The organism is Bacillus sp. AF62, from assembly GCF_050312695.1.
Classification (GTDB): Bacteria; Bacillota; Bacilli; order Bacillales; family Bacillaceae_G; genus Bacillus_A; species Bacillus_A cereus.
In genome coordinates, this window is record NZ_JBNPJZ010000058.1 from 58957 (window position 1) to 74656 (window position 15700).

A 15700-nucleotide genomic window follows, 5' to 3' on the forward strand; every position below is an offset into this window, starting at 1 on the left:
TAAAACAAAGCACTTTTTATGAAATAAATTATGGATGGTCCCTAAAAAAGGTTATAGGATATACCCACATTTTTATAACTAAAGTGAAGAACTCAGGTTATAAGGAAGGAACAATTATATTGTATGAAATCTATTCTAGAGTAGTCACAAAGAAAGTTGTCTTCTTATTAGAAGGCAGCTTTTTTTATTAGAAAAAGAAGTAGAAGATTAAGTTACTTGTCCAAACAAATTTTAAAAAAATACATAAAATGCTATTAGTTAGTCAATATTTTAATATTGCTAATTTTTAAGACTAAAAGGGGTGATTTTATGTGTGAATGTGAAGTTTGTAGACGAAAGAAAAATCGGGATCCATTAAACCGGGAGTTTGAGCCGAAAAAACGAGTTCCTGAGCCAAAAAAAGAGGATCGCGAGCAAAAAAAAGAAGATTGCGAATCATTAAATTATTATTCGTTTAGTAAAAATGCAAATTTTTTAGAGGAAGCTATACAAACAGATGAAATCGATCAAATTTCTGAGGAATATATTGAAATAGTTGATTCAGCAGATGTACAAGTTACTACTACAGATACAAAAGCTGCGCTATCTATCCAAGCGGCATTACAAGCAGCTATCGTAGTTGTAGTAAGTATTTCTATAGCAGATAGTGAAAAGGCAGATAAAATAACACAAGAATTATTTCAAAAATCAGCTATTAAACAAATTAATAGACAAAAAACATTTATTAAAAATTCTAGAAACGTAACCGTAACAACTACTGATACAGATATTGCAGTGAATATTCAAATTCTCCTTCAAATTTTATTAGCTTTATTAGTTAAACTAAACATTTTATAAAGTGTCTATCCTATTGATATTTAGCTATAAGTTTTCACTCTAAGTAAATGTTTTTTGTTGTAATACGTGGTACAAGCTTGGACTTTTTATTAAGACTGAATTAATATTCAAGATTAATGGTAAAGCAAGTGTGGAAAACTACAAATAAAGATAAAATACATGATTTAACAGTAATGAAACTTATATTTATGTGAAGTGAAGGAAAGCTGTCTTCTTATTAGGAGTCAGCTTTTGATTTTATTAGCAAAAAGAAGTGAAAATAGAAGATTAAGTTACTTGTCCAAGCAATTTTTATTTCATTACATATAATGCTCGTAGATATTTAAAATTTTTATAGAAAATTGATTGGAGTGAATATTGTAAATGGATGATTTAAACAAATTTTCTTCCTTTAAGTTTGATAAGGATCAAAAGAATATAATTATAGACCTGTTACTCTCAGATATTTTTAATAGGCATGGGATAAATGAAGAAAAACTAAAAAATTTATCGCCAGAAAAAAAGCAGCAAATTAAAAGTATTGTTTCTGAAATACAATCACAAGTTAATAATTATTTAGATTGAAAGGGGGTGAACGCATGGACAAAACATGTCATTCAGATGAAAATAAAAAGTGGAGTGCATTAGATTCCTCAAATCCTCATCCATCTTTTAAAAATGCTAGCGTTTCAGAAGCAGCTGCGCAAGAAAGTAAAACGTATCAAATTTCTGAAGAATCTATTACAATTGTAGATTCAGCAGATGTAGAAGTTACTACTACAGATACAAAAGCTGCTTTATCTATTCAAGCAGCATTACAAGCAGCTATCGTGGTTATAATAAGTATTTCTATAGCAGATAGTGAAAAAGCTGACCGTGTAGCACAAGAATTGTTTCAAAAATCATCTATTAAACAAATTAATAAACAAGAAACTGTTATTAGAAATTCTAGAAATGTTACAGTTACGACTACGGATACAGACATAGCAGTAAATGTTCAAATTCTTCTCCAAATTTTATTAGCTTTACTAGTAAAATTAAATATTTTATAAAATGTTTAACTTGTTTTTATCTAGTGATTCTTACAGGTGAATATTCACTGTTTTAATTATAGTACAGGCTATAAATATTTATCATAACTGGACTAATATTCAACATCACCAAAGTATGAATGTAAAAGCCATTTCCTTTATTGGATTTGGCTTTTAAATTTTAAACAGTATGAATTTGAAAAGATTATATTAAGATAAAGAATTAAAATATAATGATACAAAATACTTATAAAATTATTCGTGTTTTAGAAAAATAATAAGAAAAAGGTGTTTAAAATAGAATCATTTTCATTAATAGTTCAAGTTTTGAAGAATAGTGCATACAATATAAAGTGTTTTCCTTTCTTCATTTAAGTTTTACGTATATAATTTAAAAGTACTATTTTTATTTTATTATTTTATATTTATAACAGAATAGAGGTTTAAAAATGGGTGTTAAAATCATTACGGATAGTGCGGCGGATTTACCAGTAGAATTGCTGCAAGCATATGATATTGATTTAATTCCACTCCGTGTATATGATGAAGCAGAAACAGAGTATTTTGATGGAGTAACATTAGAGTCAGTTACATTATTGCAAAAAATGAGAGAAGGCGCTGTTTATAGAACGTCATTGCCTTCACTTGAAACTTTCCAAGAAAAATTTGTTTCTTATGCAAAAGAAGGTAATCCTTGTATATATTTAGCTTTTTCATCTGAACTGTCTGGTACATATCAATCATCAGTTGTCATTAAAGAGGAAGTAAAAGAAACATATGTAGATTTAGATTTAGAAATTATTGATACGAAATGTGCTTCGCTTGGTCAAGGTCTTGTCGTTTTAGAAGCTGCTAAAATGGCAAAAGACGGCGCATCAAAAGAAGATATTTTAAACCGTGTCGATTTTCTAATGAACCATATGGAGCACATCTTCACTGTAGCTGACTTACAGTACCTTGTTAGAGGTGGACGTTTAAGTAAAGTAGCTGGTTTTATCGGTGGTTTACTAAACATTAAGCCGATCTTAAACGTGGAAGAAGGAAAACTTGTACCACTTGAAAAGGTACGAGGGAAAAAGAAAGTATTAAGCCGTATTGTTGATATTATGGAAGAGCGTGGTAAAGACCTTAAAGGTCAAACAATCGGTATGACTCACGGTGACGATTTAGAAACAGCTGAAGCATTAAAAGCATTAATTACGGAAAGATTTGGCTGTGAAGTATTTATCGTAAATACAATTGGTGCAGCAATTGGAGCACATACAGGTCCTGGCGTTATAACGTTATTTTTCTTAAATGAAGTAGAGTAAAGGATTGATCTTTTGATCAATCCTTTTTTATTTTTTAATCTGTGATAATCGGTCGTTATGGTATTGATGAAGATAAAATCTTTGAAGTTTTCCTATATCAAATGCAATCTTGTAGAAGGAGTATTTTTTATATGTGGAATGATACTTAATGGTAGAAAAAAAGTATAAATAAGAATGCATTTATAGGAATCTGAATATTCAATTATATCTAAATTTTATCATTTCATATATAATTGTGTAGGGAAATATCTGTAACTATTTGTAAAAATAGGGGGCGGCTATAAAAATGCAAGAAATTGCTAGATGGGATTTAAATCGATTGTATTTGAATGAGGATATTCTATTTCCGATTTTGGAGTTGAAAGAGCAATATTTTGTAACAAAAGATGTAGAGGTTCTTTCAAAGCTTATACAAACTATTGAAAAAGCAGAATACTATTTGTACTGTCAATCGGTTGAAGAAAGTGTTTCATCTGACCTTACTAAATTGACTGTGAAAGTGAAGGAACTAAAAAGTGAAGTACAGCAAGTAATAAAACATAATGAAGTGGAAAATTCAGATAATACTAAGTTAATAAAAGATGAGCTTAATGCGTGGGAAAATATGTACATACAATTACGGGATAGGATAGAAATAGAGCACAATAATAAACTATTATCCTTTGGACAAGCAAATACTATTGCAATGAATAGTGATAATGAAAAGGAAAGATTAGAAGTATTCGAGTTACTTACAAGTACTTTACATAAGGAAAAAGAAATCTTTGCTACCGTATTAAATCAAATAGGGAGATTGCGTAATATAAAGAGTAATGAAATAGAAGATAGAGAGATTTTAACACAATCTTTTCATGCGAATGGCATTTCAGAAACTGTATTATTAGAAATGTGGAATGTAACAGAAGAAAACCTTGATAAATTAGTAAGTGCTTTAAACGTGTATAAGAAAGGGAAAGCTTCGATTACATGGCATGAACTTATGACAGTAAAGGAAAGTAATGAGGTTACTATTCCTTTTTCAGTAGCAGTACAAAACGTTTATGATGCATGTAAGAATATTGATGAAGAATTAGCAGTATTTGCACGTAATGCGATAGAAAGTGGATGGATAGATGCTGAACCGAGAGAGAATAAACCACCAGGTGGGTTTTGTGCTCCATTTTTCAGTGAGAAAGAATCGAGAATCTCCATGCGTTATGATGGGAGTATAGATAGTGTAAGAGTGCTCGCTCATGAATTAGGACATGCTTGGCATTTTTATAATATGAGTTTTGAACAATCTACATCTTTTTTAGATGATTATTTGCCGATGAGTACGGCTGAATCAGCATCTATTTTCTTTGAAACGGTACTCTTAAATTATCTAATTGAAACAACTGATAGTAAAGATATGAAAAAGGCATTGCTTAGCTGGAAAATAAGAAATAGTTTTAATTATGTAATGGCAATACGAGCATCGTATCAGTTTGAAAAAACATTTTATGAAAAATGTAAAGAGGGTCCATTAAGTGCTGATGAAATTGAGAAATTATCTATAATGGCACAAAAAGAAGCATATGGAAATTCTTTAAGTGAATACCAGCCGTTTGTATGGATGAAATAAATTCAATTTTATATAGCAGATGTTCCTTTTTACAATTATCCATACACATTTGGATATTTAGTAAGTTTTAGTTTATTAGAAATAGCTCAAGAAAGTAAAAGTACTTTTCATCCGAAATATAAAGAGTTTTTAAGAGAAACAGGAAAGGCTCCAGTAGAGGAGCTTATGAAAAAATATTTTGAAATAGATATAAGAAATTATGAATTTTGGAATAAGGCTTTTATTCAAATTTCTAAAGACATTGATGAATATTTGCAGCTTATGTAAGGGGAGAGTATAGTGGATCAACAGTTTATAAAAGGTATACCTTTTTCAACTTTAGAATATGCAAAAGCTATAAGTTTATTAAAAGGTTGGATACATGAACAACAAGAGAAACCAAGGTTTGTAGTAACTGCAAATCCTGAAATTGTTATGTCTGCAAAGGAAAATACGGAAAAATCAAAGCAGTTTAAAAAGATGTTACTATCTGCGGATTTAATAACAGCGGACGGGATTGGTGTCATAATTGGCTCGAAAATATTAAAAGGAACTTTGAAAGAACGTGTTACTGGGGCGGATTTAACTCACGATTTAATAAAATATTGTAACGACAATGAATATCGTGTCTTTCTTTTTGGAGCCGCTCCAGAAAGTAATAAAAAGGCATTAGAAAAATTAAATGAGCAGTTCCCAGGAGCACAGTTTAAAGGACAGCATGGATTTGTAAATGGTGAAGAAATAGAAAAAATAAAAATAAAAATTAAGCAATTCAAGCCGCATTTACTACTCGTAGGACTAGGTTCACCAAAACAAGAAGAGTTCATCTATGAAAACATACAAACATTAAACGTTCCGCTATCTATTGGTATCGGAGGCATGATTGATATAATATCTGGTACTGTAAAAAGAGCACCGAAAATGATGAGGGATACTGGAACTGAATGGCTGTATAGGTTACTCTCACAGCCGAAAAGATTGAAGAGGCAACTTGTACTTCCGAAATTTTTATTGTCGGTTATGTTAGAGAGAGTGAAAGGAATGCCAAGCTAAGAAAGGACAAGTAAGATGATAGAGCCGTTATCTAATGAAAAAGCTACAATGATTTTTCAAGAGCTGAAAGTAGAATGTGAAACTTTATTTGAATTTAAAATTCGAAATGCAATACCTATTCATCGTGGTTGGCTAAATTTGAAGTGGAAACTCGAAACGGATGCAGGGGATTTTGTATTAAAGCAATATAATCAAGAACGGTACAAAATGTATAACTCAGACCTTTTAATACAAGCATTACAACAACAGCAAAGATTACATAATAATGGTGTAAGTTGTCCAAGGGTATTAATTTATAAAAATAATGTAATGCATATATCAAAAAGTGATGAAAGATTTATAGTATTAGAACATAAGGAAGGTAGCTTAGTTTCACCAGGAAAAGTGAATCAAAAGGAAATTCACTCTCTTGGTCAGACGATAGGTTATATACATAACTTGTTAAATGATGGCTCTTTAATAAAAGGAGAAAATCCTAAATTTGTTCCACCTACTAAAGAGGCGAGATTGAAACATTGGGAAGAAAAAATGAGAGAAGTAGAGAAGCTAGGAAAAGAGCACATTCTCTCTTATATAAAATTACAGCAAGAAGCAACACAATTGGTAAATACAGAACAATTTCATAATAGCCAACGGGGATGGGTGCACCGTGATTTATGGGTAGATAATTTCTTGTTTCTTAATGATAAAGTATCAGCGATTCTTGATTTTGATCGCATGGATTACGATTATGTAGAGTTAGATATTGGCCGTGTAGTTATATCGTGCGCATTAAGTGACGGAGTATTAAATAAGAGTCTTGTTGCATCATTTTTAGAAGGGTACCGAAATGAAGTAGACTTTCCAGTAGGGAATATTGTTCGGGCAATTCAAATGCTTTGGTACATGGAGAGTACTTGGTGGATCCATGCCAATATGGATCAGCATAGTGTACCACCTTCACGCTTTGCAGATGAAATGAATTGGATAGCTGAAAATTATGGTGTATTACATAATATATTGGCCGACTTATAAATAAAGAGGAGACTACATACATGAACAGAATCGGCATTATTGGAGCAATGCAAATTGAAATAGATTTACTTTTAGAAAAACTAGTTATACAAGAGGAACAGACAATAGCGGGAATGCCTTTTTATATTGGAGAATTCATGGGAATAGAAGTAATTATTACACGTTCTGGTGTAGGGAAAGTAAATGCAGCTGCATGCGCGCAAACATTAATTCATAAATTTGATGTAGACTCTATCATTAATACGGGCGTTGCTGGCGGATTACATTCAGATGTAAAAGTCGGCGATATAGTTATTTCAACGAATGTTACTCATCATGATGTAAGTAAAACTCAAATGAAAAACTTATTTCCGTTCCAAGAGGAATTTATTGCAAGTAAGGAATTGGTAGAGTTAGCACGTAAAGCTTGTATTAGTAGTAGTTTACAGATTGCAGTTCATGAAGGAAGAATTGTCAGCGGTGAATGTTTTGTTGAAGATTCAAAGTTAAAGGCGAAATTAATAGACGAATACGCACCTCATTGTACAGAAATGGAAGGGGCAGCAATTGGACATGTTGCCTATATAAATGATATACCGTTTCTCATTATAAGATGTATTTCTGACAGCGCAGATGATGAAGCTCAAATTTCTTATGATGACTTCGCGAAAACTGCTGCGAATTATTGCTCAGAAATTATTATTGAGATGCTTAAAAATATATCTGGTAAAACCATAGTCCAAAAGGAGAGATAGGAATGTTACAAGCATTAATTTTTGATATGGATGGTACGTTATTTCAAACAGATAAAATTTTAGAATTATCATTAGATGATACTTTTGATCACTTAAGATCATTACAATTATGGGATACAGTAACACCAATTGATAAATATAGAGAAATTATGGGTGTGCCGTTACCGAAAGTTTGGGAAGCTTTATTACCAGACCATTCTATTGAAATAAGAGAACAAACAGATGCATATTTTTTAGATAGACTTATTGAAAACATAAAAAGCGGAAAAGGCGCTTTATATCCAAATGTAAAAGAAATATTTACATATATAAAAGAAAATAATTGTTCCATTTACATTGCTAGTAATGGTTTGAAAGAATATTTACGAGCAATCGTAACTTATTATGCTTTAGACAAGTGGGTGATTGAAACGTTTAGTATTGAACAAATACAATCGCTAAATAAAGGTGACTTAGTTAAAAGTATTATGAACAAATATGATATAAAAGAGGCAGCGGTAGTTGGTGACCGGCTATCTGATATAAATGCAGCGAAAGACAACGGTTTACTTGCAATTGGGTGTAATTTTGATTTTGCGCAAGAAGATGAACTTGCTCAGGCTGATGTAGTAATAGATGATTTAATGGAGTTGAAGGGGATATTACCTGCTGTACAGAGGTAAATAAAGTGTGTGCGTTTTTTGCCAAGTCCTATATGTCTTAGTTTATGGAGGGAATATGATTAAAAATAATTTTAAAATTAGTAATATTCCTGCGGTTTTATGGGGAGATAAGAGTGATAAAATTTTTATTGCAGTACATGGAAATATGTCAAATAAGGAAGATACAATTATTCAAATATTAGCTGAAGAAGCCAAACAAAAAGGTTATCAAGTATTAAGCTTTGATTTACCTGAGCATGGAGAAAGAAAAGATGATAATACTCCTTGCCAAGTACAGATTTGTGTTAGTGAATTATCTATAATTATGAATTATGCAAAAGAACATTGGAAAGAAATAAACGTGTTTGCATGTAGTATGGGAGCGTATTTTAGCCTTTTAGCTTATCAAAATGATGTGGTAGAAAAGGCATTATTTTTATCACCAGTAGTTAATATGGAACGAATTATCGAAAATATGATGAAATGGTTTAATGTAACACCAGAGCTTTTGCAAAAAGAAATGATTATAGAGACACCTATTGGTCAAAAGTTATATTGGGATTATTTATGCTATGTAAAAGAACATCCTATTAATATATGGAATATAGATACATATATTATGTACGGAGCCAAGGATGAACTGTGCGAATTTGAAACTATTAACTATTTTACAAAAAAACATCGTTGTGAATTAGAAGTTATGGAGACGGGTGAACATTACTTTCATACTGAAGAACAGTTAAAGATATTTGAACAGTGGTTACACAAACATATCGATTAACAAATTACAATTTATTTTGAACCTGTTAGAGAAGAATGAGAAATATATAAACTTATAGTATATTTGAGAGAATTTATAAATGGTGAATGTATACACTTAAACAAACACATGCTTTAATTCGATAAGAATTAAACAACTTTAAAGAGCCTTATCACACACTAGATTGTAGCAAGGCTCTTATATTTTCATAATAAAATTAATCAACTGTATTATCGGTTTAGATATGAAGTGAAGAATACGCACGCTATAAATTACATAAAGTAACAACCATAAAAATACTCAGAATAAATGATTCTCGAGCATTTTATATATTTTCGTACTTAGGGGGAATGGACTTGAAAGATATACATATTCAACAAATAGAAAATTTAATGGGATATGAATTCAGTCATCTCGTTCAAGACAGTGAAGAAGAAGGTTTTAATTTCCTTATAAGGCTAATAAGTGAATATAAAAACGAAATAAATACATTCAATAAAACTGGAGAATGTTTATATGGTATTTTTCAAGGTGATATGTTAATTGGAGTTGGAGGTTTAAATGAGGATCCGTACACAAAAGACAATAAGATTGGGCGGTTAAGGAGATTTTATATTTCAAGGGATTATCGGCGTTTAGGGTTAGGGAACTTATTATTAAACCAACTATTATGTCATGCGGAAAAGTATTTTGAAGTGATTGTTTTACATACTGACACGAAGCAAGGAGATGTGTTTTATACTGCGAATGGATTTGTAAAAGGGGGATTATATAAGGGATCGAGTCACTACAAACTATTATAGAGATTGCTATCCAAATAATAGCTACGAACAGGTTTTTTGTTGGTAAATCGATATATCTTAAAAATCGCTGATATATGAAGTTGCGATCCTTATATTAAAAACCAACTTTTATAATTTCATTTACTAAATTGTTATTATAAAAAAGAGCACCTTAGCTTTTAAAATTTAGCTTATAAGGTGACTCCTTTTCAGTCAATTACGTTTTAACGTTCATTTGTTTCAATAATAATCCTGGTTTACCTTTTACATAATAAAAATGCGGATTATTTTCATCATCATAAAGCATAATATAAGGCTTTTCATTTAGTGGGAGCAGTATAAGTACTTCGTCTATTGTAGTGTGTAACCATTGATTAGTAATAGAAACCGGCTTAGATAATGGGATTTTTATCATATAGCCATCTTTTGGAACGACATTTAAGTTTTTAAATGGACCAGTAATTGCTTTAGCGTATTGAACTGCTTCTTTTTGGACTATTGGATCTAAAGATTGTTTTTGAATGACCATTTCTTTTTGACAATCAAACACTTCAATTTGTTGATTTGTATTTGCTAATGCATTTGTTGATAATAGAAATAAAAGAAGAGAAATGACCCCGATTTTTTTTATCATAATACAACACCTCACCATTACTATCCCCTCAAAAGCTTTAAATATTTTTCTGTCACATTCATGTAACAAAGATGTTGTATGATACAATTGGTTTTTGTTTAAAAGCAATGGAGGAAAAAATATGAAAGTTTTAATTGCAGATGACGAACAAGATATGTTAAGAATTTTAAAAGCTTATTTTGAAAAAGAAGGCTTCGAAGTTTTATTAGCAAAAGACGGAGAGGAAGCACTTCAAATATTTTATGATGAAAAAATTGATTTAGCTATTTTGGATTGGATGATGCCAAAACATAGTGGTATTACTGTCTGTCAGGAAATAAAAAAGAATTCAAGCGTAAAAGTATTAATGCTTACGGCGAAAAGTGAAAGTGAAGATGAATTAGCAGCACTTCAAAGCGGGGCAGATGAGTACGTGAAAAAACCATTTCATCCAGGAGTACTAATTACGCGAGCGAAAAAACTTATTCAGCATGATGATATTATTCAAGTACAAGATGTAAAGATAAATTTCGCCAAAAATAAAGTATATAAAAATGATATAGAGTTAGAAATTACAAAAACAGAGCTCGAATTAATAAAATGCTTTTTAAATCATAAAGGAACGATTTTAACTCGTAAAAAATTGCTAGATATTGTATGGGGATTTGACTATTTTGGAGAAGAGAGAACGGTTGATACACATGTAAGAAGGCTGCGTAAAAAAATTGGAGAAAATATTATTAAGACGCATCGCGGGCTGGGCTATAGTTTGGAGGAACAAAGTGAATAAACTTGGGAAAAAGTTATTTTTAAGTATTTCTGCAACTGTTATTCTCATCTTTATGATTTCATTATTATTCATTAACAATCTCTTACCGAACTATAATATTTATAAAACACGTGAAAACTTAAATAAATTTACAACACAAATACAAAATACAACAGTGGAAAATATAGAGGATGTTATTCATACAATTGAAAGTGAAAATAACGTTACAATTGCGTATACGCCAATTAATCAGTCAGAAGATGCTATGAACGAAGCGTTACGCATGCAACTTACGAAAAAGAAAGTAACTTTAAATAAGCTTTGGATTACGAAAGACGAAGTTATGAAAGTGAAGAGGGAAGGGCAATCGAATAAACTGTACGATCAAGGAAAGGTAAAAGCGAGTTTTTTTGCTAAATATATTGCGAAAGATGATACGATAATTTTAATTGGGACTTCCATTGCGAATTCAAATGAAATTATAAATACGTTAAATACATTTTACTTATACATCGTATGTTTCTCGCTCCTTCTTATTATTTTACTTGTGTGGATACTTTCAAAAATAATAACGACGCCACTGAAGGAGCTAAGTGATGTGGCTCAGGATATTTCACATTTGCAGTTTAAAAGAACGAAAGTGAAAACGAATGATGAAATAGGAGAGTTGGCCAATAGTATTAATATCATGAGTGAAAAACTACATGAAGCACATCAAGACTTAACTAATCGTAATGAACATTTAAAACGATTTATGGGTGATGTAACGCATGAATTAAAGACACCGATCGCATTAGTAAAAGCATACTCTATGGGGATTAAAGATGGATTAGATGATGGGACTTATGTAGATACAATTATTAAACAAACAGATCAAATATCAAACTTAATTGAAGAACTATTACGATTTTCTAAACTAGAAAGAGATATTTTACAAAAAGAAGAATTCCCCATTGAACCACTGGTCCAGAGTATATTAGATAAGCATCAGATTGACCTGGATTCGAAAGCAATTGACTTACAAGTAAACTGTAATACGGGTGATACAATCGTTTATGCAGATTTAAATAAAATGAGAATGGTATTTCAAAATTTAATTTCTAATGCAATAAAATATACAGTAAATCAAAGCATAATAATTACTTTAGAAGATAGAAATAAAAGTATATATTTTCAAATAAAAAATGGCATTCATACGGATAAAATTAAAGATATTGAGAAAATTTGGGAGCCTTTTTACGTACTAGAATCTTCTCGTAGTAAAGAAAAATCAGGTACAGGATTAGGACTAGCGATAGTGAAAAGTATTTTAGAAAGACATGGTTTTGAATATGGAGTTTCCTCTATAAATGGAGAAATTCAATTTTATATAAATGTGAAAAAGGACTAATGAAAATTTAGTCCTTTTTGCAGCTTTAGAGGTTAGCGATACAGGATGAATCACCATAATTTTCAAAATTGATGTATTAAATGGAGAATTAGCAAATGTTCTACTTTCATTAAATTCACGTGAAGTTCACAGTGAAACGTTATATTTACATAGTTACATTTGAATTTAATGAAGTGAGGTATTCGGATTTGAAAAGAAAGAAATTAGTAATTGGTAGCATTTTAATGGGGATGACGTTATCTTTATCTGCATGTGGTTCATCAGATAATATTGTAACTACAAAATCAGGAAGCATTTCAGAAAGTGATTTTAACAAAAAATTAAAAGAAAACTATGGTAAACAGAATTTATCTGAAATGGTAGTAGAGAAAGTATTAAATGATAAATATAAAGTTACGGATGAAGAGGTAACGAAACAACTGAAAGAATTAAAAGACAAGATGGGCGATAATTTTAATACATATATGGAATCTAATGGTGTGAAAAATGAAGATCAGTTGAAAGAGAAATTAAAGCTTACTTTCGCTTTTGAAAAAGCTATTAAAGCAACCGTAACGGAAAAAGATATTAAAGATCACTATAAGCCAAAGCTTCAAGTTAGCCATATTTTAGTGAAAGATGAAAAGACAGCAAAAGAAATTAAAGAAAAATTAAATAGTGGCGAAGATTTCGCGGCATTGGCTAAACAATATTCAGAGGATCCAGGTTCTAAAGAAAAAGGTGGAGAACTATCTGAATTTGGACCAGGTATGATGGTGAAAGAATTTGAGGATGCTGCATATAAGTTAGAAGTTGGTCAATTGAGTGAACCTGTTAAATCTTCTTTCGGATATCATATTATTAAGTTAACGGATAAAAAAGAGCTTAAACCGTATGAGGAAGAGAAAGAGAATATTCGTAAAGAATTAGAACAGCAACGTATACAAGATCCTCAATTCCATCAACAAGTTACTAGAGATCTGCTTAAAAATGCAGATATAAAGGTATCTGATAAAGACTTGAAAGATACCTTTAAAGAGTTAGAAAAATAATAAATGGAATGTAAGACAATCGATAGAAATATCGGTTGTCTTTTTCTCTATTTTTCCGGTTATTTGCCGGGCAGTAAGACCCCAAAACTCAAAATTCAGCGGAAGCAAAGAAGTTAGGTGGGGGCCCCGCTGCCCGTAAACGCCCGATTGGTGAGGGCTCACTTTATATAGAAGCTGGGAGTGGGAAAATACTTTCACACCTGTATTGAATTTTACTTAACAAGAAATCTTTGAGTTTCTCAACTATTATATAAAAATAAAACTGAATTTTCAGTTATTTTGTTATATAGTAAAAGAGAACGAATAAGGGGAGGGAACATTTTGAGTAAAAAGAAAATGGCAATTACACTGTCAGCAATGCTATCTGCAACAATTATACCTAGCTTTACTATGGATGTGCATGCAGAGAAGAAAGAAGAGACTAAAAATACGAAAATTGAATTAGAAAATGGGATGACAAAGCCGATTTATTCTCTCGATGAAGCTATTATCGAAAATTTATATGTAGAGACAGAAGTTGATAGTGATCGCGACGGTAAGAAAGACAGAGTATCGATAAAAGTTATGCGTCCAAAGACAGATTCGAATGTGAAGGTTCCTGTTATTTATGAAATGAGTCCATATCGATCTGGATTAAAAGATGTTCCTGTATATAATGTAGATGAAGAATTGTATGCGTATGAAGGAAAACCGTATGGAGCGGTTAATCTTGGTTCGTATGGGAACTATTACGTGCCAAGAGGTTATGCAGTTATTCTAGGCGAAAGTATCGGTACTGGAAAATCAGATGGATGCCCTACAACTGGAGATGAACAAGAAATACTCGGTACAAAGTCTGTTATTGATTGGGTAAACGGTCGCGCGAAAGCATTTACAGAACAGGGTGAGGAAGTTCAGGCAAATTGGTCTACAGGAAATGTAGGTATGACTGGAGTTTCTTATAATGGTACACTACCAAATGCTGTTGCGACTACTGGAGTTGAAGGTTTAAAAACAATTATTCCAATCGCAGCAATTAGTAGTTGGTATGATTATTATCGTGCAAATGGTGCAGTAATTGCGCCAGGCGGATATCAAGGAGAAGATACAGATAATATGGCAGAAGCAGTACTGACAAGGGAAAATCCTGAAGTTTGCGGACAAGTTATAAAAGAGTTAACGGCTGGACAAGACCGAAAAACAGGTAATTATAATGATTTTTGGGATAAACGTAACTATGTAAAAGATGCTAAAAATGTAAAAGCGAGTGTATTTGTTGTTCATGGTTTAAACGATTGGAATGTTAAAACGAAACAGTTCGCACAATGGTGGGATGCTCTTGGAGAAAATCATGTACCTCGTAAAATGTGGCTACATCAAGGTGGACACGGTGGGACATCAAGTAATAACTGGCAGCAAACACAAAATAAATGGTTAGATTATTGGTTATACGGAATTGAAAATGGAATTATGGATGAACCAATGGTTGATGTGCAAAGAGAAAATAAAACGTGGCAAAAGATAAAAAATTGGCCAGATCCATCAGCTGTATCTTCAAAAATCCGTATGTATTTAAGTAATAAATTAGTCAATTTGCCATTAAGTATGGGATCGGCTAATAAAGTTTTCTCATTCTTAGATGATGCACAAATGAAATCAAACCAATTAGTAGCAAACCCAGAATTAGAAGTAGCAAATCGATTAGTATATACAATGCCTGTACTGCAAAAAGATACGCGTATAAGTGGTACACCAAAGATTTCAATTACAGGAAATATTGATCGATCTGTATCAAATTTAACAGCATTACTTGTTGACTATGGAGGAGCGAAGCCGGAAATCGTAACGAGAGGCTGGATGGATCCACAAAACTTAAAGAGTATAGAAAATTCAACAGCGATTCAACCGGGCAAAGATTATACATTTACATGGGACATGCAGCCAGATGATTATGTATTTAAAGCGGGGCATCAAATCGGAGTTGTTTTAATTGCTAGCGACTATGATTATACAATTAGACCGAAAGCGGGCACGAAACTTACAGTGAAATTAAGTGAAGTGACATTGCCGATTGTGAAATAAATATTTTTTCAAAAAAGCTTACTAAAGTAAGCTTTTTGTTTTATAGTCTGAATTTTTAATTTTATATTTCAAATTGGAAGGTTATGTAATACAATATCATTATATTCTATGGA

Annotated in this window: 15 protein-coding genes and 1 pseudogene; 15 read left to right on the forward strand and 1 reads right to left on the reverse strand. The window is 31.5% G+C overall.

Annotation, left to right across the window (positions count from 1 at the left end; translation table 11 throughout):
• The first annotated feature begins 309 nt into the window (after positions 1 to 309).
• From ACQRBL_RS12265 to ACQRBL_RS12315, 11 genes and pseudogenes are all read left to right on the forward strand, one after another.
• Positions 310 to 837, forward strand: coding sequence for a spore coat protein (locus ACQRBL_RS12265; protein ID WP_411995580.1), 528 nt, complete (start codon positions 310 to 312; stop codon positions 835 to 837).
• A 363-nt stretch (positions 838 to 1200) separates the two neighbouring features.
• Positions 1201 to 1401, forward strand: a complete 201-nt coding sequence (locus ACQRBL_RS12270; protein WP_000342253.1) for a spore coat protein W — start codon at positions 1201 to 1203, stop codon at positions 1399 to 1401.
• Positions 1402 to 1415: 14 nt separating this feature from the next.
• Positions 1416 to 1868: a spore coat protein gene (locus ACQRBL_RS12275; RefSeq protein WP_000361676.1), complete on the forward strand. Its 453-nt coding sequence runs from the start codon at positions 1416 to 1418 to the stop codon at positions 1866 to 1868.
• 428 nt (positions 1869 to 2296) lie between these two features.
• Complete coding sequence (locus ACQRBL_RS12280; protein ID WP_023522223.1) at positions 2297 to 3157, forward strand: DegV family protein; 861 nt, start codon at positions 2297 to 2299, stop codon at positions 3155 to 3157.
• 286 nt (positions 3158 to 3443) lie between these two features.
• Positions 3444 to 5027: pseudogene (locus ACQRBL_RS12285) on the forward strand (M3 family metallopeptidase).
• A 12-nt stretch (positions 5028 to 5039) separates the two neighbouring features.
• Positions 5040 to 5792: a WecB/TagA/CpsF family glycosyltransferase gene (locus ACQRBL_RS12290; RefSeq protein WP_000372649.1), complete on the forward strand. Its 753-nt coding sequence runs from the start codon at positions 5040 to 5042 to the stop codon at positions 5790 to 5792.
• Positions 5793 to 5807: 15 nt separating this feature from the next.
• The gene (locus tag ACQRBL_RS12295) at positions 5808 to 6806 is read left to right on the forward strand and encodes a phosphotransferase (protein ID WP_411995579.1); all 999 of its coding nucleotides are present in this window, start codon (positions 5808 to 5810) and stop codon (positions 6804 to 6806) included.
• Positions 6807 to 6826: 20 nt separating this feature from the next.
• On the forward strand, positions 6827 to 7540 hold the full coding sequence (locus ACQRBL_RS12300) for a 5'-methylthioadenosine/adenosylhomocysteine nucleosidase (RefSeq protein WP_001079715.1): 714 nt from the start codon (positions 6827 to 6829) through the stop codon (positions 7538 to 7540).
• Positions 7541 to 7542: 2 nt separating this feature from the next.
• Positions 7543 to 8202 (forward strand): HAD hydrolase-like protein, encoded by a 660-nt coding sequence (locus ACQRBL_RS12305; protein ID WP_000938413.1) that lies wholly within the window; start codon positions 7543 to 7545, stop codon positions 8200 to 8202.
• Positions 8203 to 8257: 55 nt separating this feature from the next.
• Positions 8258 to 8962: an alpha/beta hydrolase gene (locus ACQRBL_RS12310; protein ID WP_023522219.1), complete on the forward strand. Its 705-nt coding sequence runs from the start codon at positions 8258 to 8260 to the stop codon at positions 8960 to 8962.
• 335 nt (positions 8963 to 9297) lie between these two features.
• The gene (locus ACQRBL_RS12315) at positions 9298 to 9744 is read left to right on the forward strand and encodes a GNAT family N-acetyltransferase (protein ID WP_000651687.1); all 447 of its coding nucleotides are present in this window, start codon (positions 9298 to 9300) and stop codon (positions 9742 to 9744) included.
• A gap of 196 nt (positions 9745 to 9940) precedes the next feature.
• Here ACQRBL_RS12315 and ACQRBL_RS12320 read toward each other — a convergent pair whose 3' ends face one another.
• Complete coding sequence (locus tag ACQRBL_RS12320; RefSeq protein ID WP_000591776.1) at positions 9941 to 10357, reverse strand: hypothetical protein; 417 nt, start codon at positions 10355 to 10357, stop codon at positions 9941 to 9943.
• Positions 10358 to 10478: 121 nt separating this feature from the next.
• Here ACQRBL_RS12320 and ACQRBL_RS12325 point away from each other — a divergent pair, with 121 nt between their 5' ends.
• The 4 genes from ACQRBL_RS12325 to ACQRBL_RS12340 all read left to right on the forward strand — a co-directional run bounded on the left by ACQRBL_RS12325 (position 10479) and on the right by ACQRBL_RS12340 (position 15587).
• Positions 10479 to 11126: a response regulator transcription factor gene (locus tag ACQRBL_RS12325; RefSeq protein WP_000865979.1), complete on the forward strand. Its 648-nt coding sequence runs from the start codon at positions 10479 to 10481 to the stop codon at positions 11124 to 11126.
• Complete coding sequence (locus ACQRBL_RS12330; RefSeq protein WP_411995578.1) at positions 11119 to 12495, forward strand: sensor histidine kinase; 1377 nt, start codon at positions 11119 to 11121, stop codon at positions 12493 to 12495. The genes ACQRBL_RS12325 and ACQRBL_RS12330 overlap by 8 nt, the downstream gene beginning before the upstream one ends.
• Before the next feature lie 188 nt (positions 12496 to 12683).
• Positions 12684 to 13526 carry a peptidylprolyl isomerase PrsA gene (locus tag ACQRBL_RS12335; protein WP_001987511.1) on the forward strand — a complete coding sequence of 281 codons (843 nt, stop codon included), beginning with the start codon at positions 12684 to 12686 and terminating at the stop codon, positions 13524 to 13526.
• Between the two features lie 321 nt (positions 13527 to 13847).
• Positions 13848 to 15587, forward strand: a complete 1740-nt coding sequence (locus ACQRBL_RS12340; RefSeq protein WP_411995577.1) for a Xaa-Pro dipeptidyl-peptidase — start codon at positions 13848 to 13850, stop codon at positions 15585 to 15587.
• The last annotated feature ends 113 nt before the right edge of the window (positions 15588 to 15700 follow it).